Here is a 23,253-nt window from a genome sequence, read left to right as displayed (position 1 = left end):
ATCGCCGTTCGCGGCAAAAGTTAACGATTCAGTCATTAATTTGCGGCATGAGTGTTATCACCGCCAGCAGCCTTCTGTCCAAAGGGCCTTGTCTTTACTCTCGCACGCCATCTTCCTTCGCTTTTATGAGACCACCATGAACGCTACCCCACACGCTTCAAGCACCATGACCCGCGGGATGGTGATGCTGTTTGCGTTCTGCTGCGGCGCCATCGTCGCCAACATCTACTACGCGCAGCCCGTTATCGAGCTGATCGCCCCGGACATCGGCCTCACACCCGCCATGGCCAGCCTGATCGTGTCGCTGACGCAAATCGGCTACGCCCTTGGCCTGTTTTTCCTGGTGCCCCTGGGCGACTTGCTGGAAAACCGCAAGCTGATGATCAGCACCACCGTGCTCGCCATCGCCAGCCTGCTCGGTGCGGCGTTTATCCAGCAGCCGAACCTGTTCCTGCTGGTGTCGTTGCTGATCGGCTTCAGCTCGGTGTCGGTGCAGATCCTCATCCCGCTGGCCGCGCACCTGGCGCCCGCCGAGTCCCGTGGCCGGGTGGTCGGCAGCATCATGGGCGGCCTGTTGCTCGGTATCCTGCTGGCGCGGCCGGTGTCCAGCGTGGTGGCGGACCACTTCGGCTGGCGCGCGATGTTCATGGCCGCCGCTGGGTTGATGGCGTTTATCAGCATGGTCCTGCTGATCACCATCCCCAAACGCCAACCTGACCACAGCGCCACCTATGGCCAATTGCTGCGCTCCCTCGGCACCCTGCTGCGCAAACAACCGGTACTGCGCCAACGGGCGTTCTACCAGGGTGGCATGTTCGCCACCTTCAGCCTGTTCTGGACCGCCGCGCCGCTGGAACTGGCACGCAATCACGGCCTGAGCCAAAGCGAGATCGCCCTGTTTGCCCTGGTCGGTGCCCTGGGCGCCATCGCCGCGCCCATCGCCGGCCGCCTGGCGGATGCGGGCCACACCCACCGCGCTTCGCTGCTGGCCATGCTGTTCGCCGCGTTGAGCTTTCTGCCGGCCTTCGTCCACCCGCTGTACAGCGTGATCGGCCTGGCCGTCACCGGCGTGGTGCTGGACTTCTGCGTGCAGATGAACATGGTGCTCGGCCAACGCGCGATCTATGCCCTCGACGCCAACAGCCGCAGCCGTCTGAACGCGCTGTACATGACCAGCATCTTCATCGGCGGCGCCTTCGGCTCGGCGATTGCCAGCAGCGTGTACGAACACGGCGGCTGGCTGGGCGTGATGCTGGTGGGCAGCGCGTTCCCTCTGATCGCGTTGCTGCGGTTCCTCAGTGCCTCGCGCCAGGCCACAGTCGCCACCGCTTGAGGGAGCGGTTCAAGACGTTTTTTTGTCTGCGGATACGTGCCCGGCCGGCGATGTCAGCACGTTCAGCAGCTGCGAGAAAAACCCTAGAAGGGTGATGGCAAACATCTGAATCAGGCCGGCGGTGTGTTCCTGTGTATTATCCGGCAACGGCGCGGGTCGGGGGACCGGAGCAGGCTGAGGCGCTTGACCGCCCCACACTACATCCGCTGGCTTGATCTCTCCCTTGCTCTTGATCAACAGGTCCGCGTTGCCCGTTCCCTTGAGGTCAATAGCCAGGCTAGAACGGCCTGTGCTGGCATCATGCTTGAGCACTGCCTCTCCGGCTCGCCCGGTAAACCGATCAGTCAATACCAGGGTGCGCGCACCGGCGTCCTTCAAGGCACCCGTCACATCAATCTTATCGATACCGCTGGTGAAGTCCTCGATCATGTCGGGATCGTTCGACGCGGAATCGCTGGCCTTGTCATAAACAAAGGTATCCGCGCCACCACCGCCTCTCAGGGTATCGCCACGTCCACCGCCCTTGATCCGGTTTGCCGCCTCATTTCCCGATAGGTTGTCTCGTCCAGAGCCGCCAATCGCGTTTTCAATCGTGCAGCCCTTGGCGATGGACACATTGCCTCTCATTCCACCCACATCAGAAAACGATTCGGCGTTCAAGTTGATGTTCTGGTCCTGGGAAAATCCGGAGAAATCCATGGTATCGATGCCACCACCGTCCCAGATACAGAAAATGGGTTTGTCCGCAGCGCTTTTCAGGCTCATCGCCTCTCGCTCGGTATTGGAGTTGAAGCCATAGGTGGTATCGGTTTTGCGGGTCTCATGATTGGCGCCGTAGAGGCGTTGAGCTGCCGCGATATCGTCCATCATCGGTGCAGAGGGGTTTTGCCCGTTGAAGTCGTGCTTTTTCTGGTTTTTCTCCGACCAATAACTCATCACCGAACGCGCCTTGGTATCCTCGGCGTAGACCGCGCCATTCTGGTAATTGGAACCGCCCCCGTTGTAGTTCCCTGGATGATGCAAGCCAATGGCGTGGCCAACCTCATGGATGGCCGTCACCGAAAAGTGACTGCCCAATGTCGGTGCCACACGCTCTCCCCGCGTACCAATGGTTGCCGATGTCTGGGTAGTGAAACGGCCAGGAAAGGTGGCCACCCCACGATCACCGCCGGGGTTGTTGCGAATGTTGAGCGTGCCGTCCGCCCCGCCCCCCTGCTCGCGAAAGTTGATATTGGCCACATCCTGCCAGGACTGAACCGCCTGGCGGACGCGCCGCTGCTGCTGCTGGGTGAAGCTGCGGTCTACCGTGTAATTCACATCGACTTTCGAATCACCGTTACGATCATGAAAACGCAGATTTTCCCGCGTGAGTTGCCTGGCTGCCTGGTCCGTTGTGTACGACGGTTTATTGCCTACCCCCACACCAAACGGACCGGGGTCCGATGCCGGCAAGTTATTCAGTGGACTCCTACTGCGCAGGTCATAATTATCCATTGTGCGACGCCTTTGGTTTCTATAAAGAGGGCCGGTCAACCGATCGTTGACCAACCATTCCAGAGGTAAATTCGCACACTGAAAAATCCGATACCAACGCAGATTTGGTTCTAACCGCAACACCTGCGAGCCTCGAAACAGGAGGCAATACAATCAGGAATTCCTTTGCAATTGAAACACTCGGCAACACAACGGCCTGGGCGGCATCGAGTTGTTTTGGCAAGCAAAATACAAATTCTAAAACAGCACTTCTCGCTCAACTACGCTGTTTTGCCAACGATCAGGACACATTCCTTAAACCTTACTCAGGACCGCACCAGCTTCTCCAGCGCCGCATCCGCGAGGAATGACGAGCGGCTTTTGACCTTGTGCTCGCGCACATAGCGGTCGATACGCTGGATGACATAACCGGGCAAGGTCACGTTGACTTTTTCGGTCTTGCCCAGGTAGGGCGAGATGTCCAGTTCCAACATCCCCCAACCCATACCGGCGTAGTCTTCGTGCGCGTGATGGTTGGCGACCGACGTCGGCATCGGAATCGGCCCGCCCTCGGCGGCGATCTCCTGCAGCATGATGTGCGCCACTTCCACTGCGGCGTTGTAGGCCTCTTCAAAACTGTCCCCGGCGGTAACGGCGCCTGGAATATCGGGGATCTGAATGCCCGTGGCGGTGAAGTCATCGCCCCATTCGATACAGATTGGGTATTGCATGAATGCTCTCCTTAAAACTCAAACAAGCCGGCGCGTTTCCTGATGCTTCTGACGGTGCCCAACGGCAGGTCCTTCTCGGGGTGAGGCACCGGGATCGTGTACGGGTTATAGCGGTGGGTAAAAATATGATGGCTGCCCGTGACTCGATCCAACACCCAGCCTGCCTCTTGCAGTTCCTTGATCAATAACCTGCTTTGCACCGCAGCCTCCTTGGCTTGGCCCGAATAAACGTAACCCTAGAGTTATATTTACTCAAGCACAAAATACCCAAGACTGACTGACGGCTGTTTTGCTGGATGTTGAAAAACTATCCGCTCACAACGTGCAGGCTTGACGCTGCGGGGTGAAACCGGGGGATGCGGCCGTTCAGCGACGGCCAATAGCTGAACGGAACAGGCAAGACCGGCTGGCGCGGCTCAAGGGCGACGGGCTGATCAAGTTGCACACTCAAGGCCGCCACCGTTACTACAGCCTTGCGGGGCCGCATATCGCACAGGCCATTGAAGGGTTGATGGTGATCAGCCGCCAGAGCGCCAAGGCGTTTGTGCCGAACACGCCAAGCCGCTTGCAGTTCGCGCGTACGTGTTACGACCACATGGCCGGCACGCTGGCGGTGCAGTTGCATGACCACTTCATCGCGACTGGCTGGCTGGTGGGCGACGGGACTTACCAGCTCAGCCCTCCCGGCGAGAAAGCCATGCTCGAACTCGGGATTGATCTTCCTGCACTGCACGCCCAACGCCGGCGTTTTGCCTGTGGCTGCCTGGACTGGAGCATGCGCCGCCCCCACCTGGCCGGCGCGTTGGACGCGGCGTTGCTGCACAGTGCGATCCGCAAGGATTGGCTGACTCAGGACCTGGATAGCCGCGCATTGGGGCTCACGCCCAAGGGCCGCAAGGCACTGGTGACGCGATTTGGAATACGGGTGTAAGAGCGATGAACATCCAAGTGTGGGAGCTGGCTTGCCTGCGAAAGCGGTAGTTCAGTTTGCACATCTCCCACAGGGGTATGGGGTGCTCAAATCAAATGGCGTTGTCCAGGCAACACAACAAACGCTCGACCGTGTGCTCCAGCGGCCCGGAGTTATCCAACACAAACACCCCCGACGCATTGCCGGCGATCAGCTCTGCAGTGAACTGCGCATTACGCGCCAGGCGCGCCTCAATGTCCGCCAACGATTCACGTCCACGTGCAATCAAGCGCTGGCGCAACACCGCCTGATCCACCGTCAGCAACAACACCAACAGCGTCGGATAACGCGCGCGGGTCTGCGCCAGGTGCGCGCGGGAGCCATTGACCAGCACGTCGTCCCCGGCCGCCAGCCAGTCGTCGATTTCCTTGGGAATACCGTAGGACAAACCATTAGCCTGCCAGCTCAGGGCAAACGCGCCCTCGGCTTCCATCACGGCAAACTGGTCCGGGCTTACGCCTTGCGCGGCCTCGCCCACCGCCTCCGCCGAGCGGGTGATGACGCGCCGCACGATGCGGCAACCGCGCGCGGCCAGGCGCGGTCGCGCGGCATCCAACAGGCTGTCCTTGCCCGAACCCGATGGCCCGATGAGATAGATCAACCTGCCTGCCATCCACACACCCTCTTCACCTGTTGCCGGTCAGCCCGCCGGCGGCGGCCACTTTACAGCAGCGCACCGGTGGGCAGCGCCATGGGGTGAAAATTTTCCAGCACCAGCCGCTCGCCATTCTTCAGTTGCCAGTCATAAAAATCCGCAAAGTCCCCACGCGCCAATCCACGGATCACCTTGGCCACAAAACCATGGGCCACCAGCAACACCGTCCCCGAAGGATAACGTGCCGCCAGTTCGGCCAAGCCTTGGTGCACACGGCTGACCACCTCGGCAATCGACTCACCGCCCGTTGGGCCGAGCGCCCATTGGCGGGTGATGTTCTGCGCCCACAGTTGTGGATACTGCGCCTGGGCTTGCGCTTGGGTCAGGCCCTCGAACACGCCCACATCGCGTTCGCGAAAGCTGTCCATGGTCTCCGGTTCAAGATGCAACGCCTGGTTCAGGATCTGCGCGGTTTGCTGGGCACGCAAGCGTGGGGAGACGATCAGTGCGTCGATGCCGGTGGGTAGGTTTTGGCTGAGGGAAAAGGCTTGTTCGCGACCGCGTTCGGTCAACTCAGGATCAAGCGCACCTAGGTAACGCTGCTCGGCGTTGGCCCAGGTTTCGCCGTGGCGTACGACGTGTAGGTGCATGAGGTCCATCTCGCTGTTCTGTGGGTGAAGGAGATCCCTGTGGGAGCTGGCTTGCCTGCGATGGCGGTGTACCTGCAATGAATTCGGCGCCTGATACACCGTCATCGCGGGCAAGCCCGGCTCCCACAGGGGATCTTCATTGAGTTGGAGAGGGTGTTTCAGAGACATGAAAAAGGCGACCCAAAGGTCGCCTTTTGTCATTGCGCGTACTTTTTGCTCAGCCCCGGCGGCACGCCTTGCACGTTGGTCTCTTCCCACGGCCCATTCGGGCTGATCGACCGGCTCCAGCCGTTGCTCCAGCGGTAATACGTGCGCTGGCGATAGAAGGTGTCGGGCTGGTCTTCCAGCACGTAGACCTTCATGTTGCCATCCCAGTGGCTCGCCGCGCCCGGTGGTGGGGCGAAGGTGGGCGATGAGGTCGGCACCGGTTTTTTCGGCGGCGCGGTCACCGGGGTGCTGGGCCTGGTGCTCGGCTGGGTCGCCGGGCCCGACGGCGGGATGGTCGGGCCGGTCGGCGCGGGAGGGGGCCGGTGGACCGCACAAGCACTCAAGCCCAATACCAGGCTGAGCAGGGTGATACGTGCGAATGCGGTCATGGGCGTTTCCTCGAAATTACTTATCCGGACTGTCGATGGTCAGCTGCTGCAGCGCAGTGGTGGTGCTGGCCAGGGGTTGGCTGCGGCCGATCCACTCGCCAGCGGTCGGAAGACCGGCCCGGGATATGCGCGCAACCAGTTGGACTTCGGGGAAGTTCGACAGTTTCAACTGCGGCATCATTGCGTCGGCATCGCCCAGTTCGACGGTGACCGGCAGTTCCGCGACGGTGACGCGCTTGGCCGCCAACGGTGCCGGCGGGCCGGACACGGCGCGGGCGAAGATGAACACGCTGTCACTTGGCTGGGCCTTGGCCTTCACGTCCGGCGCCAGGTCCACGCGGACTTTGAGCAAGGCTTTTTGCGCGACGTTGCCACCGCTGTCCTTGAGCTTGTCGGCGGCGCGGTCGATGCCGCCTTGCAGGGCGGCGCGGGAGCCATCTTCGGCCGGCAGTTGCGCCAACAGGCGGCTCCAGTAGTCGATCGCTTCCTGGTAGCGCTGGCCTTCAAAGGCGGCGATGCCCAGCAGGCCGAGGCTGGTGACTTCCTTGGGGTCGAGCTTCAGCGCCTCGTCGGTCAAGGCCTGGACCTTGGGCGACCACTGTTTGTTGTCGGCAAAGTATTGCGCCTGGGCCCACTGGCCGAGCAGTTCCGGCTGGCGCCCGGCGAGGGCCGCAGCACGCTCGAAGACCTTGGCCGCATCCGCTGCGCGGTCCTGGGCCATGTAGGCGCGGCCGAGGAAGTACAGGCCTTCCGGCGAGTCCGGCTGGGCGATGGCGGCGCGCTCCAGGCGCTGGGTCATGTCTTCCATGGACACCGGCGGCTGGGAGAATTCGCGGGTCAGTTCGACCTTGTCGCTGGCGCCGAAATGCAGGTACAGGCTCACGCCCAACACCGGCACCAGGAACGCGGCGAGCAACGGCAGCGGTTTGCCCAGGCGCGATTCGCGGGGTTTTTCCACACCTTCGGTGTCGGCGAGCAATTCGCGCGCGGCTTCGGCGCGACCGGTGTCGAGTTGGGTGGCGTTGAGCACGCCTTCGTCCTGCTGCACTTGCAGCTCGGCGACGCGTTCCTGGTACAGCGCCACGTTCAGCGCGGTGCGATCCTCTTCACGCTGGGCGCGGCGGCCACGCAGGACAGGGATCAACAGGAAACTCAGGGCAATCAGAAGCAGCAAGCCGGCTGCGAGCCAGAAATCAATCATCAGTCTTGGTGTCCAGCAATTGGTCGAGGCGTTTACGCTCTTCAGGGGACAGCGCGTCGGAACCGTCAGTCGGTGCGGCGCGGCGCCGGCGGATGATCACCGCCATCACTACCACGCCGCTCAGCAACAGCCCGGCGGGGCCGAACCAGAGCAGCGCGGTCTTGGCGGTGAGCGCGGGTTTGTAGCGCACGAAGTCACCGTAGCGGTCGACCATGAAGTCGATGATCTGCTGGTTGTCCTTGCCCTCCCCCAACATGCGGAAGATCTCGCGGCGCAGGTCGGTGGCGATGGGCGCGTTGGAGTCGGCGATGTCCTGGTTCTGGCACTTGGGGCAGCGCAGTTCCTTGGTCAAGTCGCGGAAGCGCTCGCGCTCGGCGTCGTTGGCAAATTCGTAGGTGTCGATGGCGGCGTGGGCCACACCGGCCAGGCCCAGCGCCAATACCGCGGCGGCTAACAGACGCTTCATGGCTTGGCCTCGTCGACCAGCGCCTGATACTTGGCGGCCAGTTGCTCGCGCCACACCACTTCGTCGATCACGCCGACGTACTTGTCGCGGATCACGCCCTTGGCATCGATAAAGAAGGTTTCCGGCGCGCCGTACACGCCGAGGTTGAGGCCGAGGTTGCCGTCCTCATCGCGGATATCCAGCTGGTAGGGGTTGTGGAACTCCGCCAGCCACTTCAAGGCGGCGGCGTTGTCGTCCTTGTAGTTGATGCCGTAGATCACCACGCCTTTCTCGGCCAGCTTGTTGAGCACCGGGTGTTCGACGCGGCAAGAGATGCACCAGGTGCCCCATACGTTGACCAGCGCCGGCTTGCCCAGCAGGTCGGCCTGGGTCAGGGTTTTGTCGCCCTGCACGGTGGGCAGGCTGAACGCCGGGAACGGCTTGCCGATCATCGCCGAAGGCAGCTCGGACGGGTCCAGGTAGAGGCCCCGATACAAGACCACCGCACCCAGCAAAAACACGATCAGGGGGATCGCCATCAACCAACGTTTCATACCGCCGCTCCCTGCAGACCGAGGGCTTCGCGCACCCGGCTCTTGACCTTGACCCGATAACGCCGATCCAGCGCCGCCAGCAAACCACCGAAACCGGTGAGCAGGCCGCCGAACCAGATCCAGCGCACAAACGGTTTCACATGCACGCGCACCGCCCAGGCACCGTCGCCCAACGGTTCACCGAGTGCCACATAGAGGTCACGGGTGAAACCGGCGTCGATGCCGGCTTCGGTCATCATCGAACTCTGTACGGTGTACAGGCGTTTTTCCGGGTGCAGCACGGCCACTTCCTTGCCGTTGCGCACGACGCGCACGGTGCCTTTGTCTGACGTGAAGTTCGGCCCTTCGAAGTGCTTGGCGCCTTCAAAGATGAAGTGGTAACCGGCCAGGTCCATGGACTCGCCAGGCGCCAGGCGCAGGTCGCGCTCGGCGCTGTTCTGGCTGGACAGCACCACGCCAAGGGCGCACACGGCGATGCCGATGTGGGCGATCTGCATGCCCCAGTAGCTGCGGGTCAGGCTTGGCAAGCCTTTGAGCAAGCCCTTGTGGCGGGTCTTGTCGAAAATATCACGCACGCCGGCCAGCAATACCCAGGCGGCAAGCAGGAAGGTGGCGAGTACCGCCCAGTTGAAGTCGCCGTAAGCGAAACCGGCGATCACCGCCAGGGCCACGCTGCCGAGCAAGACCGGGGCGAGCATGCCCACCAGCCATTTCACCGGCGTATCTTTCCAGCGCACCAGCACGCCGACCGCCATCACCACCATCAACAGGCCCATCAACGGGATAAACAACGCGTTGAAATACGGCGGGCCGACGGACAGCTTGGCGCCGCTCAGCGCATCCAGCACCAGCGGGTACAGGGTGCCGAGCAGGATCATCGACGCGGCCACCACCAGCACCAGGTTATTGCCCAGCAGCAGGGTTTCCCGCGACCACAGGTTGAAGCCGACCTGGCTCTTGACTACCGGTGCGCGCAGGGCGAACAGGGTCAGGGAACCACCGACCACAAACAGCAGGAAGATCAGGATGAAGATGCCCCGCGCCGGGTCGGAAGCGAACGCATGCACTGAGGTCAGCACGCCCGAACGCACGAGGAACGTGCCGAGCAGGCTGAGGGAAAATGCCGCGATGGCCAGCAGCACGGTCCAGCTCTTGAACACGCCGCGCTTTTCGGTGACGGCCAGCGAGTGAATCAACGCCGTGCCCACCAGCCAAGGCATGAAGGACGCGTTTTCCACCGGGTCCCAGAACCACCAGCCGCCCCAGCCGAGTTCGTAATACGCCCACCACGAACCGAGAGTGATGCCGATGCCGAGGAAGGCCCAGGCGACGATGGTCCATGGCCGCGACCAGCGCGCCCAAGCCGCATCCAGGCGCCCACCGAGCAAGGCGGCGATGGCGAAGGCGAAGGCCACGGAGAAACCGACGTAACCCATGTAGAGCATCGGCGGGTGCACGATCAGGCCGATATCTTGCAGCAGCGGGTTGAGGTCGTGCCCGTTGGTAGGAATCTGCGGCAGGATGCGGCTGAACGGGTTGGACGTCATGATCAGGAACAGCAGGAAGCCGATGCTGATCATGCCCATCACCGCCAGCACCCGGGCCAGCATGACTTGCGGCAACTGGCGCGAGAACACCGACACGGCGAAGGTCCAGCCGCCGAGGATCAGCGCCCACAACAGCAACGAACCTTCGTGGGCGCCCCACACGGCGCTGAACTTGTAGTACCAGGGCAAGGCGGTGTTGGAGTTATTCGCGACATAGCTGACGGAAAAGTCGTCGGTCATAAAGGCGTAGGTCAGGCAGCCAAACGCGAACAGCAGGAAGGCAAACTGCCCCCAGGCGGCCGGCTGCGCCAGGCTCATCCACAGGCGGTCACCGCGCCAGGCGCCCAGCAACGGCACCACGGCTTGCACGATGGCAAAGCACAGGGCGAGGATCATCGCCAACTGGCCCAATTCGGGAATAAACAACGCGGCGTTCATGACTCAACCCTCCTTGGCGGGGGTGGGGGCGGACTGGCCGCTGTCCTTGAGGGCTTTGGTCACCTCAGGCGGCATGTATTTTTCATCGTGCTTGGCCAGCACTTCATCGGCCACCACCACGCCGTCGGCGTTGAGCTTGCCCAGGGCGACGATGCCCTGGCCTTCGCGGAACAGGTCCGGGAGGATGCCGCGGTAGCTGATGGTCACGGACTTGCTGAAGTCGGTGACCACGAAGGTGACATCGAGGGAATCGCCGGAACGCTTCAAGGAGCCGGCTTCGACCATGCCGCCGGCGCGGATGCGCGTGTCCAGCGGTGCTTCGCCGTTGGCGATCTGGGTCGGGGTGTAGAACAGGTTGATGTTCTGTTGCAGGGCGCTCAAGGCCAGGGCCACGGCAATGCCGACGCCGGCCAGGATGGCAAGGATGATCAACAGACGTTTTCTACGCAGCGGATTCACTTTTCGGTCTCCCGGCGCAGACGACGCGCCTCTTGTTGCAGGTAACGCTTGCGCGCCAGGATCGGCGCGGCGACGTTGAGGGCCAACACTGCCAGGCAGATGCCATAGGCCGTCCAGACGTACAGGCCGTGGTGGCCCATGGCGAGAAAATCACTGAACGAAGCAAAACTCATCCGCGCGCTCCCAGGCTCTGTTGCACTTCGGCCTTGACCCAACTGGCGCGGGCTTCGCGCTTGAGTACTTCAAGGCGCATGCGCAGCAGCAGCACGGCGCCGAAGAAGCAGTAGAACCCCAGCACCATCAACAGCAGCGGCGCCCACATTTCCACGGGCATCGCCGGTTTTTCGGTGAGGGTGAAGGTGGCGCCCTGGTGCAGGGTGTTCCACCACTCCACCGAGTATTTGATGATCGGGATGTTGATCACGCCAACAATGGCCAGCACCGCGCAGGCCTTGGCGGCGCTGTCACGATTACTGATGGCGTTGCCCAAGGCAATCAGACCGAAGTACAGGAACAGCAGGATCAGCATGGACGTTAGTCGCGCATCCCACACCCACCACGAGCCCCAGGTCGGCTTGCCCCAGATGGCGCCGGTGACCAGCGCCACGGCGGTCATCCACGCACCGATCGGCGCGGCGCATTGCAGGGCGACGTCGGCGAGCTTCATCTTCCACACCAGGCCGACGATGCCGCACACCGCCAGCATCACGTAGCAGGACTGGGCCAGCATCGCGGCGGGCACATGGATATAGATGATGCGAAAGCTGTTGCCCTGCTGGTAGTCCGGCGGCGCGAAGGCCAGGCCCCAGACCAGGCCGATGCCGATCAGCACCACGGCAGAGAGGCTCAACCACGGCAGCAGTTTGCCACTGATGCCGTAGAACCATTTGGGCGAGCCGAGCTTGTGAAACCAGGTCCAGTTCATTGCTGTTTCCATCACGGTTGCTTTTCGTCGATGCGAAAAGCTTAGGGTCTTTACTGGCTAACGCTTAGCCAGACCTCATTATTCGCCGACGCTGATCTTCAGGCCGGCCGCTATCGCAAAAGGTGTCAGGGTTACCGCCAGGGCGGTCAGGCTGCCAAGCCACAAGAGGTAACCCGTCGCCGGCATGCCCATGAGCGCGGCTTGCAACGCACCGCTACCGAGGATCAACACCGGGATATACAAAGGCAGAATCAGCAGGGCCAGCAACAGGCCGCCGCGCTTCAGGCCCACGGTCAACGCCGCGCCCACCGCCCCCAGCAAACTGAGGACCGGCGTACCGAGCAACAGGCTCAGGAGCAGGATCGGCAGGCATTCCGTGGGCAGGCCGAGCATCATCGCCAGCAGCGGCGAAAGCAAGACCAGCGCCAGGCCGGAAAAAGCCCAGTGTGCCAGTACCTTGGCCAGTACCAGTAGTGGCAAGGGGTGCGACGAAAGGACCCACTGCTCCAGGGAACCGTCCTCGAAATCACTGCGAAACAGCCCGTCCAGCGAGAGCAGCACGGACAAAAGCGCCGCCACCCACACCAGTCCCGGAGACAAGGTTTGCAACAGTTTAGTCTCGGGACCGACCGCCAACGGGAACAAGGCGATGACGATGGCGAAGAACACCAGCGGGTTGGCCAACTCGGCCGGACGCCGGCACAACAGCCGCGCTTCGCGGGCTACCAACAGGGCGAACACACTCATGCTGACCACCGTCCCAGATCGAGGTCGCGGTAACCGGCGGGCATGCGATCCAGGGTGTGGTGGGTGGTGAGCACGACCAGGCCGCCGTTCTCGCAGTGCTGGGCCAGGTGTGCTTCCAACTGGGCGACGCCTTGTTTGTCGAGGGCGGTGAAGGGTTCGTCGAGAATCCACAGCGGCGGGCCCGGCAGGTACAAACGGGCCAGGGCCACGCGGCGCTGCTGGCCGGCGGACAGGGTGTGGCAAGGCACGTCTTCAAAACCCTTGAGGCCGACGGCGGCGAGGGCCTGCCAGATCGCATCACGGGACGCGGGATGATGCAGGGCGCTGAGCCAGCTGAGGTTTTCTTCGGCGGTGAGCACGTCCTTGATGCCGGCGGCGTGGCCGATCCAGATCAGGTTGCGGGCAAGCTCGGTGCGTTGTTCATTGAGGGGTTTGCCGTTGAGCCGCACTTCTCCGGCTGTCGGTTGCATCAACCCCGCCAGCAGGCGCAGCAAACTGGTCTTGCCGCTGCCGTTGGGTCCGCTGATTTGCACCATGTCGCCGCCCGTCAGCCGCAGTTCGAGGTGCTCGAACAGCAGGCGCAGGTCGCGTTCACAGGAGAGCGCTACGGCTTCTAGAAGAGGGCTGGTCAAAAGATCGCGGGCCTTTACGGTTCAAGTCGGCGGTGCAGCGGCCGTTAAAGAGAAGTGCACAATAACGGCTTCGGCGACCGATTTTAGAGAGCTGGATCAAATAGTTGTGAGGTTTTTAGCGCTCTCTTTGCAGACGGGCCGCATTATACATGCGATGCCCTACTCTAAAGAGGGCAATTTCCTTCAAGACGGCGCGCGCGATGACCGGTGAGATCAACCTTCCTACGCTTCCACCTGCAACGGCGACCGGGCCCAGCCCTGCGCCTGCCACCGGTGAATTGCTGAAACTGCTGGAACCGCAGATCGGCTTGATCACCCCGGGAAAAACCGTGAACGCCGAGGTCATCGCCCTGAAACAAGGCGGTGAAGCCTTTCAGCTACTGCTCAAGCTGACCCTGGAAAGCGGGCGCCAAACGCTGGTGCAAGCCAGCAGCGCGCAGCCCTTGCCCCTGGGCAGCAATGTCGCGGTGAGCCAGACCCCCGCCGGCAACCTGACCCTCAGCCTGCAACAGGCCTTGAGCGCCAATGTCGCCGCGCTGACCCGCATCGACACCAGCAAAATCCCCGAAGGCACGCTGTTGCAAGCCAAGGTACTGACCACCCAGATGCTGCCCCAGGGCACGGCGCAACCGGCGATCTACCGCTCGCTGGTGACCGTGCTCAACAACGCCCTGGCCGGTGCCACGCTGACCCTGGAAAGCCCGCAACCGCTGCGCGTTGGCAGCTTGCTCAGCGCCGTGGTGCAGAACGCGCAGACCTTGAATTTCGTGCCACTGAGCGGGCTCAAGGATCAACTGGCGATCACCCAGCAACTGGCCACCCAACAAAGCCGCCAAGGCTCACTGGATGCGGTCTTCACCGCCTTGCAGAACCTGCCACGGGGCGGTACCTCCGCCGAACTGCGCGCCGCCGCCGACCGCCTGCTGGCCGCCCTGCCCGACCTGGCCCAGGTCAGCAACCCGAAAATCCTCGCCCAGGTGATCCAGAACAGCGGCGCCTTTCTCGAAGCCAAGCTGCTCGCCGGGCAAAACCCGCAGATACCACCGCTGGACATGAAAGGCGCCTTGCTGCGCCTGGTCGCCGACCTCCTGCCGGCCCTGCCCACCAGCACCAACCTGAATGCCATCCTCGCCGCCAATACCCTGGCCCAGGTGCTGCCCAACTTCGTGCGCAGCCCGCTGAACACCCTCGGCCAGGTCAGCGCCCGCCAGGCACCCGTGGGCTTCCCGCTGCCCGAGCGGCTGATGGAGAAACTCGAAGGCGAAGGCGACCTGGAAAACCTCCTGCGCCTGGCCGCTGGGGCCATCTCGCGCTTGCAGAGCCACCAACTGTCAAGCCTGGAACAGACCGGCACCACCGCCGATGGCCGCCTGCAAACCACCTGGCAGCTGGAAATCCCCCTGCGCACCCTGCAAGACATCGTGCCGTTGCAGGTCAAGTTTCAGCGCGAAGAACCGGCGCCGGACAAGGACCAGCCGGAACGCAAGGACAAGAAAGACCCCAAGCAGATGCTCTGGCGCGTCGAGCTGGCCTTCGACATGGAGCCGCTGGGGCCGTTGCAGGTTCAGGCGCAATTGAACCAGGGCAAACTGTCGAGCCAGCTGTGGGCCAGCCGGCCCTTCACCGCGAGCCTGATCGAAAGCCACCTGGGCAACCTGCGCGAGCGGCTGGTGACCTCGGGCATCAACGTCGGCGACCTCGATTGCCACCTCGGCACCCCACCACGCGGGCCGAAAACCGGACTGGAACAACGCTGGGTGGATGAAACCGCATGAAGAACCCCAACCCGCCGCGCCAGGCGATTGCCCTCAAGTACGACGGCCAGCAAGCGCCAACCCTGACGGCCAAGGGCGACGATGCATTGGCCGAGGCGATCCTCAAGCTGGCGCGGGAGAATGAAGTACCGATCTATGAAAATGCCGAGCTGGTGAAGCTGCTGGCGCGTATGGAGCTGGGGGACAGCATCCCGGAGGAGTTGTACCGCACCGTGGCGGAGATCATTGCGTTTGCCTGGACGTTGAAGGGCAAGTTCCCGGTGGGGTATGACCCGGATGCGGGGCCGGTGGAGCGGGATGTTACCGAGCGTGGTGACGATTACTAACAGACCTACAAGGATTCAAATGTGGGAGCTGGCTTGTGTGGGAGCTGGCTTGCCTGCGATGCAGGCGACTCGGTCTTTCAGTTACACCGAGGTGATGCTATCGCAGGCAAGCCAGCTCCCACATTGGATCTTCACTGTCAGTTGAGGACTTCGCTCAGGGGAATGAAGTTGACTGTATCCCCTTCCGCCAACGTCGTCCCCTCCAACACCTCCACAAACCCCTGCGCCCACGCCGCGCTGCGCAGCACGCCGGAGCTCTGGTTGCGGTAGATGATCGCCTTGCCCTGCTCGATACGCCCGCGCAGGTACTCGCGGCGGTTGCCCGGCTTGGGCCATTCGAACCCCACCGGCACTGCGAAGCGCAACGGCTCTACATCCGCCACACCCTGGCGGCGCAACAGGTACGGCCGCGCCAGCAGCGCAAACGTCACCAACGTCGAAGCCGGGTTACCCGGCAGGCCGATCACCGGCACGCCACGGAAGTGCCCGAAGGTCAGCGGTTTACCCGGTTTGATCGCGAGTTTCCACAGCGCCAGCTCGCCTTCTTCCCGCAGGGCAATGCCAAGGAAATCCGCCTCGCCCACCGACACGCCGCCGGTGGACAGGATCAGGTCGACGTTGCCCAGGCCCGCCAGGCGGGTGCGGGTCTGTTCCAGGTCGTCGGGCAGGATGCCGGCGTCGATCACCTCGCAGCCCATGCGTTCAAGCCAGGTGCACAGCACGCGGCGGTTGCTGTTGTAGATCTGCCCGGGGCCCAGCGGCAGGCCGGGTTCGATCAGCTCGTCACCGGTGGACAGCACGGCGACGCGCGGGCGGTGGACGACTTCAAGGCGGTCCCGCCCCAGTGAGGCGGCGAGTCCCAGTTCGATCGGCCCCAGGCGTGTGCCGGCGTTCAAGACCAACTCGCCGACCGTGGTTTCCTGGCCCTGGGGGCGGATGTTCTGCTGCAGGTGCAGGGGCTCGCTGAAACTCACGCGCTCGTCGGCGTGGACCACGGCGTTTTCCTGCATTTCCACACAATCGGCACCTTCGGGTACCGGCGCGCCGGTGAAGATGCGCGCGCAAGTGCCGGCGGCCAAGGGCTGCGGCGCCTGCCCGGCGAAGATGCGCTGGCTGACCACCAGCGGCTCGCCGTGCCAGTCCGCCAGGCGCAGGGCGTAACCGTCCATGGCGCTGTTGGGCCAGGGCGGCAGGTCGAGGGTGGCGATCAGGTCTTGCGCCAGGACGCGGCCATCGCACTCGGCCAGGGGCAAGGCTTGTTGCTCGCGGATCGGCGCAGCCTCGGCCATCGCCAGCAGTTGCGCCAAGGCGTCTTCCACCGGCATCAGGGCGCCGGTCTTGCCGGGCTTACCCACGGGAGGCGCAGGGTTCGGCCTGCTTCAAGTGAGGGACGAAATTGCACGGGCGGTGACGGTTGTCCAGTTGCTCGGCGAGGATGCCATCCCAACCGGTGCGCACCGCATTGGTGGAACCCGGCAGGCAGCACACCAGCGTGCCATTGGCCAGGCCGGCCAAGGCGCGGGATTGCACGGTGGAGGTGCCGATATCGGCCACGGAGATCTGGCGGAACAGTTCGCCAAAACCGTCGACCTGCTTGTCCAGCAGGCAGCTCACCGCTTCCGGGGTGCTGTCGCGACCGGTGAAGCCGGTGCCGCCGGTGATCAGCACGACCTGCACCACGTCTTCGGCGATCCAGTGGGCCACCTGGGCGCGGATCTTGTAGAGGTCGTCCTTGAGCAACACGCGCTCGGCCAGGTTGTGGCCAGCCGCGGTGAGGCGATCGACGAAGACCTGGCCCGAGGTGTCGGTGTCCAGGGTGCGGGTGTCGCTGACGGTCAATACAGCGATATTCAGGGGTACGAAGGGCGCATCTGCCTTGGCGGTCATGGCACGGTCCGGTTGTCGAAGAAACAGGCCGGTGTTATATCACAGGCCCCCCTTTTGCTGCCGCTGCGGAACTGCCATGCCTATCGATTCATCTGCCCTGCCCTGTTCGGTCCTGCTGCTGTCGGGGGGCCGTGGCCAGCGCATGGGCGGCCTGGACAAGGGCCTGCTGGAATGGCGCGGCCAACCGCTGATTGCCCATCTGCACGGCCTGGTGCGGCCGCTGACGGACGACCTGGTCATCTCGTGCAATCGCAACCCCGAGCGCTACGCCGCGTTTGCCGACCAGTTGGTCAGCGACGACAGCGCGGACTTCCCCGGCCCGCTCGCCGGGATTCGTGCAGGCCTCGCCGCCGCGCGTCATGGGCACCTGCTGATCCTGCCGTGCGATGTGCCGCAACTCGATGCACGACTACTGACCGAGCTGCGTCAGACGGCGCAGCGCAATCCCCGTGTGCCGGTGATGGTGCGCCATGGTCAATTCTGGGAGCCGCTGATCTGCATCCTGCCCACCGCCCTGCGGGACGCGGTCGAGGCGGCCTGGCAGGCCGGCGAGCGCAGCCCACGGCAGATCTTCATGAAACTGGGCGCGGTGGGCGTGGAGTGCCCGGCGGATGATCCGCGCCTGGCCAACCTGAATACCCCCGAGCTGTTACTCCCACACGTTGGCGTGTCAGAATGAACCTCGCATCAGGAACTTTGTCGGCGCCTCGCGCGTCACAAGGTCAGCTTTTCAAAAGAATTCTCTCGGAGACAACACCATGACTCAACGGACCATCGCCGCTCTCATGCTTGCACTGGGCCTCGCCACCCTCGCCGGTTGCGCTTCGCCAACAGTGATCACCCTGAATGACGGTCGCGAAATCCAGGCCGTCGACACCCCTAAATTCGACAAGGATTCGGGCTTCTATGAGTTCGAACAACTGGACGGCAAGCAGACCCGCATCAACAAGGATCAGGTCCGCACCGTTAAAGACCTGTAAGTCTTAGCGTTTGCCAACAAGGCCCGCCGCGTGCGGGCCTTGTCGTTTCCGAGGGTTACCAGTCGAGGGTGATCCGGCTGCGGAACTGGCGCTCTTCGCCGGTCACCGGGTCGATGAACCGCACGCCCTGGGCCAGCAGTTTCAGCGGGTTGGCGTAGTCGTCCACGGCGTCCTTGAGCACATCGGGGTAGAACGGGTCGTTGCAGATACTCGCGCCGAGCGCGGTCATGTGCACGCGCAGCTGGTGCTTCTTGCCGGTCACGGGGAACAGGCCGTAGCGCCACAGGTCGCCGTGTTTCTCGCGCACTTCAACCGCGGTTTCGGTGTTGCTGGCGCCGGGACCTTCCTGCATGCGGAAGAACGGTTCGCCATCCACCAGACGGCTTTTGTGCACAAGCGGAAAGCTCAGGTCTGGCAGCGCGGGTGCAATGGCTTCGTAGAATTTATCGATCTGGCGCGTGGGAAACAGCTGTTGATACGCCGAGCGGCTGGCCGGGTTGGCCGAGAACAGCACCAGCCCCGCGGTGTGCCGGTCGATGCGGTGCAGGGGCACCAGTGATGGGTTGTCCAAACGACGAATCAAGCGACGTAGCAGGGTTTGCTCGACGTACTCACCGGCCGGCGTCACGGGCAAGAAGTGCGGCTTGTCGGCGACCACCAGGTGCTCGTCGGCGTAGAGGATGGTCTCCTCCACCGGGATCACTTTTTCGTTCGGCACTTCACGGAAGTAGTAGATGCACAGGCCTTCCTTGTAGGCCAGGTCCGGGTGGATCGGGTTACCGTGGACATCCAGCACCCGACCCCGCGCGATGCGGTCCAGCCAGTGTTCACGGCTGATCGCCGGGAAGTGCTCGCACAAGCAATCGAGCACCGTGGCCCAAGCCCCGGGTGGCAGGTACAAGGTGCTGGCCTGGTGCTCGGACGGAATAAAAATCGAAGTGGACATGCGTCAAGCCTGGAGAAAACCGGCGGGCATTATCCCGCATGGCTCAGGCCTTGGCCAATTGCGCCCGCAGGACCGGCGAGGCGCTGGCGGCCTCGGTGAACTCCTTGAGCCAGCGCAGCACGTCCACCGCTTCCCAGCGGCCCGGATCGTACAACGCGTACAGCAAGCCCTGGTAACCCACCACATCCAACTGCTTGTGATAACCGGCGCGCTGGAACAGCGCCTCGATCTCGGCAAAGCAGGTATTGAAATGCACTTTGTTAAACGGCGTCTTGCCTTCCGTGACCAGGCCGTCGAGGCGCAGCTCGTTCACCGCATCGCGCACGACATCGGCGGACATGCGATTGACGCTGCTTTTCAGTTGTTCAACATTCACCACGGGCGTTCCCTCTATTCAATCGCTGTACAAACATACAGTAACGTAATATTTGGAAACCCGCCATGGCCTAAACCTCAACGAAGGAAGGCGGCAACCTGATCACCGTCGAACGGCCAGTCCAACTCAGCCCCTGTGTCTACCCGCCGAAGCACCGGAATCCTTAGCCCGTAGGCGTCAGTCAGGTCTACGGGGTCGGTTATATCCACCAATTCAACCAGCAGCCCATGTTCGACGAGCGGCATGATTTCGGCTTCGGCAATCTCGCAAAGATGGCAACCCAGGGTGCCGAACAGCTGGCATTCAGGAAGCATGACAAATGGCCCTGATCAGAAAGTAGGCGGTCATTCTATGCCCGACCCGTACCTCTGGCGAGCCAACAAACCCTGACCCAGGTCACGATGGCCTATAACTGATTCAGCGATTCTCGCGGCTTTTTGCCTGCCCCTTGCAACGGAGATGCGTGTGTTTGCCAACCTGCTGATCATTCTGGCCTCATCCTTGGTGGTGATTGCGCTGTTTCGCCGGCTGCAATTGCCGCCCGTGCTCGGCTACCTGTGCGTAGGCCTGGCCGTGGGGCCGACCGCCCTGGACTGGGTGAATGACAGCGAAGAGCTGCCCGACCTCGCCGAACTGGGCGTGGTGTTCCTGCTGTTTTCCCTGGGCCTGGAGTTTTCCCTGAGCAAAATGTTCGCCCTGCGCCGCGTGGTGTTTGGCCTGGGCAGTTTGCAGGTGTTGGGCTGTGGCGTGCTGCTGGGGCTGTTACTGATGATCCTCGGTGTGGCGCCGGGCATTGCGTTGTTGCTGGGCGCGGGGCTGGCGTTGTCCTCCACGGCCATTGTCAGCAAGGAGTTGACCAGCCTCGGCGAAATCTTCAGCAGCCATGGGCAGAATGCGATTGGCGTGTTGCTGTTCCAGGATGTGGTGGCGGTATTGCTGCTGACCCTGGTGCCAGTGTTTGCCGGCACCGGCGAGCAAGCCTGGTACATCGCGCTGCCGCTGACCCTGGCCAAGACCGTGGTGCTGTTTGTCGGTTTGTTGCTGGCCAGTCGCTGGTTATTGCCGCGCCTGTTTCATGAGGTGGCCGCGTCCCATTCGGCAGAGCTGTTTGTGCTGCTGGCGCTGGTGATCGTGTTGCTCACCGCGTGGCTCACGCACTTGTTGGGCCTGTCCCCTGCCCTCGGCGCCTTCCTCGCCGGCATGCTGTTGGGGGAAAGCCATTACCGGCATCAGATCGAGGCGGATATCCGCCCGTTTCGCGACATCCTGCTGGGGCTGTTTTTCGTCAGCATCGGCATGCTGATCGACCTGCAACTGTTCGTCAGCCACAGCCTGTTGATCCTCGGCCTGACCCTCACCTTGATGCTGGTCAAAGGCTGCGTAGTGGCGCTGCTGGTCAAATGGCGCGGCAGCGACAGTGAAACCGCCTGGCGCAGCGGCCTGGCCCTGGCCCAGGGCGGCGAGTTCTGTTTTGCCTTGATGGCGCAGATGCAACAGAGCCGGCTGATCCCGGACGAGTTCAATGGCCTGCTGCTGGCCGCCACCTTCTGTTCGATGTTGCTCACGCCGCTGCTGTTGCGCGCCGCGCCGGCCATCGCCCTGCGCCTGCACCGCAAGCCCAACCAGCAAGTGCAGCTGGAAGAAATCACCGCGCTTAACGCCGAGCTGCGCGGGCATGCGGTGATTTGCGGGTATGGTCGCGTCGGGCAATCCATCGGGCGATTCCTGCGCAAGGAACAACAGGCGTTTATCGCCCTGGATGACGACCCGGAGCGGGTACAGGAAGCCGCCACCGAAGACAGCAGCGTGCATTACGGCGATTGCCGGCGCGGTGCGCTGCTCAGTGCGGTGGGCCTGGAACGCGCGCGGCTGGTGGTGATTGCCGTGGACAACACCGAGGTGGCCCTGGCGGTGTTGAAGGAAGCGCGACGCATCAACCGCGACGTGCCGATCCTGGTGCGGACCCGCGATGACAGCCAATTGGCCGAACTAAAAGCCGCGGGCGCCAGCGAAGTGGTGCCCGAGCTATTGGAGTCGAGCCTGATGCTCGCCTCCCACGCCTTGATCCTGCTGGGCCTGCCGGACCAACAGGTGCAGGCGCGGGTCGATGAAGTGCGGCAGAACCGCTATCGCCTGCTGCACGGTTTTTATCCGCAGGCCGACAATCCGATCAATCCTGACTGACCGCGCCAATTTTATGGATCGACAAGTCCGCGCCGTAGTATTCCTCTTCCTGGCTCAGGCGCAGGCCCGATACGCGCTTGATGGTGCCGTACACCAGGAACCCGCCTGCCAGCGCCACCGCCACGCCGAGGGCGGTGCCGATCAACTGGCTGATCAGGCTGACGCCGCCCAACCCGCCGAGCGCGGTCTGGCCGAAGATGCCGCAGGCGATGCCGCCCCATACACCACACAGACCGTGCAGCGGCCACACGCCGAGCACGTCGTCGATCTTCCAGCGGTCCTGGGCGGCAATAAAGCACCAGACGAACAGGCCACCGGCGACCGCCCCGGTGACCAGCGCGCCCACCGGGTGCATCAAGTCAGAACCGGCGCAGATCGCCACCAGCCCGGCCAATGGGCCGTTATGCAGGAAGCCTGGGTCATTGCGGCCAATGATCAGCGCCGCCACGGTGCCGCCGACCATGGCCATCAGCGAGTTGACCGCCACCAGGCCACTGACGCCGTTCAGCGTCTGCGCGCTCATGACGTTAAAGCCGAACCAGCCGACGATCAGAATCCACGAGCCCAACGCCAGGAAGGGAATGCTCGACGGCGCAAACGCCACCAGCCGACCGTCCCGGTAGCGCCCATTGCGCGGGCCCAACAACAACACCGCCGCCAACGCCAGCCAACCGCCCATGGCATGCACCACCACGGAACCGGCGAAGTCATGGAAGCTGGCACCAAAGGTCGCCAGCAGCCAGGCTTGCAGGCCGAAATTGCCGTTCCACACCATGCCTTCGAAAAATGGGTAGATAAACGCGACGATCAGCGCCGTGGCGCACAGTTGCGGAACAAACCGTGCACGCTCGGCAATGCCACCGGAAATGATCGCCGGGATCGCCGCCGCAAAGGTCAGCAGAAAGAAGAACTTCACCAGGCCATAGCCGTGATCGGCGCTGATCACCGCCGCCGGTTGCATGAAGCTCACGCCGTAGGAGATCCAATAGCCTATAAAGAAATAGGCCAGGGTCGAGATGGCGAAGTCGCTGAGGATTTTCGACAGCGCGTTGACCTGGTTTTTCTGGCGCACGGTGCCGACTTCCAAAAACGCGAAGCCGGCGTGCATGGCCAAGACCATGACCGCGCCAATCAGGATAAACAGGGTGTTGGAACTGTGGACCAGCGTGTCCACTGCACTTTGCAAATTTTCCATGGAGGTTGGCAGGCCTGCATTAAAGGCAAAAAGCACCAAAGCGGTTCAAGCCCGGGTTGCGCGCACTAAATTGGCACCACCGGTTCCACCCCTCTTCAGAGGGCATGAACCGCTTTAGCGCAGCGATCAACGCAACAGGCCGATGCCGACAGGGTTTTTCCGCGAGTTTCAGTTATTTAGGGTAAGGTTTTTGAAGGCTTCCTGCCCGACCGCCCGGATTTCGCGCAAGCCCCGTGGCGTGCGCACCAAGGCAAAGCAAAAGCTGTACCAGACAATTGCACTGAACCT

General features: G+C 62.8%; 27 protein-coding genes and 1 pseudogene. 7 read left to right on the top strand and 21 right to left on the bottom strand.

All coding sequences use genetic code 11. The annotated features are described in order from the left end of the window. The first annotated feature begins 136 nt into the window (after positions 1 to 136). A complete protein-coding gene (locus J1G37_RS09975) occupies positions 137 to 1,333 on the top strand; it encodes an MFS transporter (RefSeq protein WP_207041450.1) in 1,197 nt (398 codons plus the stop codon). Between the two features lie 9 nt (positions 1,334 to 1,342). Here the strand turns inward: J1G37_RS09975 and J1G37_RS09970 are convergent, their stop codons facing one another. The 3 genes from J1G37_RS09970 to J1G37_RS09960 form a co-directional block, all read right to left on the bottom strand. Next, the gene (locus J1G37_RS09970) at positions 1,343 to 2,827 is read right to left on the bottom strand and encodes a M10 family metallopeptidase C-terminal domain-containing protein (RefSeq protein WP_207041449.1); all 1,485 of its coding nucleotides are present in this window, start codon (positions 2,825 to 2,827) and stop codon (positions 1,343 to 1,345) included. A gap of 305 nt (positions 2,828 to 3,132) precedes the next feature. Further along, positions 3,133 to 3,537: a type II toxin-antitoxin system HicB family antitoxin gene (locus J1G37_RS09965; RefSeq protein ID WP_016978509.1), complete on the bottom strand. Its 405-nt coding sequence runs from the start codon at positions 3,535 to 3,537 to the stop codon at positions 3,133 to 3,135. 11 nt (positions 3,538 to 3,548) lie between these two features. After that, positions 3,549 to 3,737, bottom strand: coding sequence for a type II toxin-antitoxin system HicA family toxin (locus J1G37_RS09960; protein WP_207041448.1), 189 nt, complete (start codon positions 3,735 to 3,737; stop codon positions 3,549 to 3,551). Between the two features lie 206 nt (positions 3,738 to 3,943). On the opposite strand from J1G37_RS09960, the pseudogene J1G37_RS09955 reads away from it, so the two are divergent. Then, positions 3,944 to 4,468, top strand: a pseudogene (locus tag J1G37_RS09955) (helix-turn-helix domain-containing protein); the annotation flags it as partial. Positions 4,469 to 4,559: 91 nt separating this feature from the next. Here J1G37_RS09955 and phnN read toward each other — a convergent pair. The 12 genes from phnN to ccmA all read right to left on the bottom strand — a co-directional run bounded on the left by phnN (position 4,560) and on the right by ccmA (position 13,296). Next, on the bottom strand, positions 4,560 to 5,120 hold the full coding sequence (phnN, locus tag J1G37_RS09950; protein ID WP_207041447.1) for a phosphonate metabolism protein/1,5-bisphosphokinase (PRPP-forming) PhnN: 561 nt from the start codon (positions 5,118 to 5,120) through the stop codon (positions 4,560 to 4,562). 50 nt (positions 5,121 to 5,170) lie between these two features. Beyond that, entirely contained in the window at positions 5,171 to 5,752 is a 582-nt protein-coding gene (locus tag J1G37_RS09945; RefSeq protein ID WP_242551512.1) for a histidine phosphatase family protein, read from the bottom strand. A gap of 197 nt (positions 5,753 to 5,949) precedes the next feature. Next, the gene (locus J1G37_RS09940) at positions 5,950 to 6,348 is read right to left on the bottom strand and encodes a hypothetical protein (protein ID WP_207041444.1); all 399 of its coding nucleotides are present in this window, start codon (positions 6,346 to 6,348) and stop codon (positions 5,950 to 5,952) included. A 16-nt stretch (positions 6,349 to 6,364) separates the two neighbouring features. Further along, entirely contained in the window at positions 6,365 to 7,549 is a 1,185-nt protein-coding gene (gene ccmI, locus J1G37_RS09935; protein ID WP_207041442.1) for a c-type cytochrome biogenesis protein CcmI, read from the bottom strand. Next, positions 7,542 to 8,015, bottom strand: a complete 474-nt coding sequence (locus J1G37_RS09930) for a cytochrome c-type biogenesis protein (protein ID WP_207041440.1) — start codon at positions 8,013 to 8,015, stop codon at positions 7,542 to 7,544. The genes ccmI and J1G37_RS09930 overlap by 8 nt, the downstream gene beginning before the upstream one ends. After that, on the bottom strand, positions 8,012 to 8,548 hold the full coding sequence (locus J1G37_RS09925; RefSeq protein WP_017734371.1) for a DsbE family thiol:disulfide interchange protein: 537 nt from the start codon (positions 8,546 to 8,548) through the stop codon (positions 8,012 to 8,014). Before J1G37_RS09925 ends, J1G37_RS09930 begins: the two co-directional genes overlap by 4 nt. Further along, positions 8,545 to 10,533, bottom strand: coding sequence for a heme lyase CcmF/NrfE family subunit (locus J1G37_RS09920; protein ID WP_207041438.1), 1,989 nt, complete (start codon positions 10,531 to 10,533; stop codon positions 8,545 to 8,547). Before J1G37_RS09920 ends, J1G37_RS09925 begins: the two co-directional genes overlap by 4 nt. 3 nt (positions 10,534 to 10,536) lie before the next feature. Further along, positions 10,537 to 10,992 carry a cytochrome c maturation protein CcmE gene (gene ccmE / locus J1G37_RS09915; protein ID WP_026136470.1) on the bottom strand — a complete coding sequence of 152 codons (456 nt, stop codon included), beginning with the start codon at positions 10,990 to 10,992 and terminating at the stop codon, positions 10,537 to 10,539. Beyond that, complete coding sequence (gene ccmD / locus J1G37_RS09910) at positions 10,989 to 11,165, bottom strand: heme exporter protein CcmD (protein ID WP_003172771.1); 177 nt, start codon at positions 11,163 to 11,165, stop codon at positions 10,989 to 10,991. Before ccmD ends, ccmE begins: the two co-directional genes overlap by 4 nt. Continuing rightward, positions 11,162 to 11,917, bottom strand: a complete 756-nt coding sequence (locus tag J1G37_RS09905; RefSeq protein WP_207041437.1) for a heme ABC transporter permease — start codon at positions 11,915 to 11,917, stop codon at positions 11,162 to 11,164. The genes ccmD and J1G37_RS09905 overlap by 4 nt, the downstream gene beginning before the upstream one ends. A gap of 78 nt (positions 11,918 to 11,995) precedes the next feature. Next, on the bottom strand, positions 11,996 to 12,664 hold the full coding sequence (gene ccmB, locus J1G37_RS09900) for a heme exporter protein CcmB (RefSeq protein ID WP_017734375.1): 669 nt from the start codon (positions 12,662 to 12,664) through the stop codon (positions 11,996 to 11,998). Continuing rightward, positions 12,661 to 13,296 carry a cytochrome c biogenesis heme-transporting ATPase CcmA gene (gene ccmA, locus J1G37_RS09895; protein ID WP_124525354.1) on the bottom strand — a complete coding sequence of 212 codons (636 nt, stop codon included), beginning with the start codon at positions 13,294 to 13,296 and terminating at the stop codon, positions 12,661 to 12,663. The genes ccmB and ccmA overlap by 4 nt, the downstream gene beginning before the upstream one ends. A gap of 200 nt (positions 13,297 to 13,496) precedes the next feature. Here ccmA and J1G37_RS09890 point away from each other — a divergent pair, with 200 nt between their 5' ends. Both J1G37_RS09890 and J1G37_RS09885 read left to right on the top strand, forming a co-directional pair. Beyond that, complete coding sequence (locus tag J1G37_RS09890; RefSeq protein ID WP_207041435.1) at positions 13,497 to 15,071, top strand: flagellar hook-length control protein FliK; 1,575 nt, start codon at positions 13,497 to 13,499, stop codon at positions 15,069 to 15,071. After that, entirely contained in the window at positions 15,068 to 15,397 is a 330-nt protein-coding gene (locus J1G37_RS09885) for an EscU/YscU/HrcU family type III secretion system export apparatus switch protein (protein WP_003210638.1), read from the top strand. Before J1G37_RS09890 ends, J1G37_RS09885 begins: the two co-directional genes overlap by 4 nt. Positions 15,398 to 15,534: 137 nt before the next feature. Here J1G37_RS09885 and glp read toward each other — a convergent pair whose 3' ends face one another. Both glp and moaB read right to left on the bottom strand, forming a co-directional pair. Then, on the bottom strand, positions 15,535 to 16,752 hold the full coding sequence (gene glp / locus J1G37_RS09880) for a gephyrin-like molybdotransferase Glp (protein WP_207041433.1): 1,218 nt from the start codon (positions 16,750 to 16,752) through the stop codon (positions 15,535 to 15,537). Further along, complete coding sequence (moaB, locus tag J1G37_RS09875; protein WP_017734379.1) at positions 16,745 to 17,284, bottom strand: molybdenum cofactor biosynthesis protein B; 540 nt, start codon at positions 17,282 to 17,284, stop codon at positions 16,745 to 16,747. Before moaB ends, glp begins: the two co-directional genes overlap by 8 nt. Before the next feature lie 76 nt (positions 17,285 to 17,360). On the opposite strand from moaB, the gene mobA reads away from it, so the two are divergent. Both mobA and J1G37_RS09865 read left to right on the top strand, forming a co-directional pair. Beyond that, on the top strand, positions 17,361 to 17,963 hold the full coding sequence (gene mobA / locus J1G37_RS09870) for a molybdenum cofactor guanylyltransferase MobA (RefSeq protein WP_207041432.1): 603 nt from the start codon (positions 17,361 to 17,363) through the stop codon (positions 17,961 to 17,963). A 79-nt stretch (positions 17,964 to 18,042) separates the two neighbouring features. After that, on the top strand, positions 18,043 to 18,264 hold the full coding sequence (locus J1G37_RS09865) for a YgdI/YgdR family lipoprotein (RefSeq protein WP_016978480.1): 222 nt from the start codon (positions 18,043 to 18,045) through the stop codon (positions 18,262 to 18,264). Between the two features lie 55 nt (positions 18,265 to 18,319). Here J1G37_RS09865 and J1G37_RS09860 read toward each other — a convergent pair whose 3' ends face one another. The 3 genes from J1G37_RS09860 to J1G37_RS09850 all read right to left on the bottom strand — a co-directional run bounded on the left by J1G37_RS09860 (position 18,320) and on the right by J1G37_RS09850 (position 19,900). Beyond that, positions 18,320 to 19,210: a pseudouridine synthase gene (locus J1G37_RS09860; RefSeq protein ID WP_207041430.1), complete on the bottom strand. Its 891-nt coding sequence runs from the start codon at positions 19,208 to 19,210 to the stop codon at positions 18,320 to 18,322. A 43-nt stretch (positions 19,211 to 19,253) separates the two neighbouring features. Beyond that, positions 19,254 to 19,589 (bottom strand): hypothetical protein, encoded by a 336-nt coding sequence (locus tag J1G37_RS09855; RefSeq protein WP_003189932.1) that lies wholly within the window; start codon positions 19,587 to 19,589, stop codon positions 19,254 to 19,256. Between the two features lie 74 nt (positions 19,590 to 19,663). Further along, the gene (locus tag J1G37_RS09850; protein WP_207041428.1) at positions 19,664 to 19,900 is read right to left on the bottom strand and encodes a glutaredoxin family protein; all 237 of its coding nucleotides are present in this window, start codon (positions 19,898 to 19,900) and stop codon (positions 19,664 to 19,666) included. A gap of 151 nt (positions 19,901 to 20,051) precedes the next feature. On the opposite strand from J1G37_RS09850, the gene J1G37_RS09845 reads away from it, so the two are divergent. Then, a complete protein-coding gene (locus tag J1G37_RS09845; RefSeq protein WP_207041426.1) occupies positions 20,052 to 21,770 on the top strand; it encodes a monovalent cation:proton antiporter-2 (CPA2) family protein in 1,719 nt (572 codons plus the stop codon). Here J1G37_RS09845 and J1G37_RS09840 read toward each other — a convergent pair. Further along, on the bottom strand, positions 21,757 to 22,965 hold the full coding sequence (locus J1G37_RS09840) for an ammonium transporter (protein ID WP_207041424.1): 1,209 nt from the start codon (positions 22,963 to 22,965) through the stop codon (positions 21,757 to 21,759). The two genes, J1G37_RS09845 and J1G37_RS09840, sit on opposite strands and share 14 nt — an antisense overlap. Between the last annotated feature and the right edge of the window lie 288 nt (positions 22,966 to 23,253).

This window comes from Pseudomonas sp. Marseille-Q1929 (genome assembly GCF_017316265.1).
Lineage (GTDB): Bacteria > Pseudomonadota > Gammaproteobacteria > Pseudomonadales > Pseudomonadaceae > Aquipseudomonas.
Note: the sequence above shows the minus strand (reverse complement) of the source record. Positions and strands in the feature narration are given on the sequence as shown.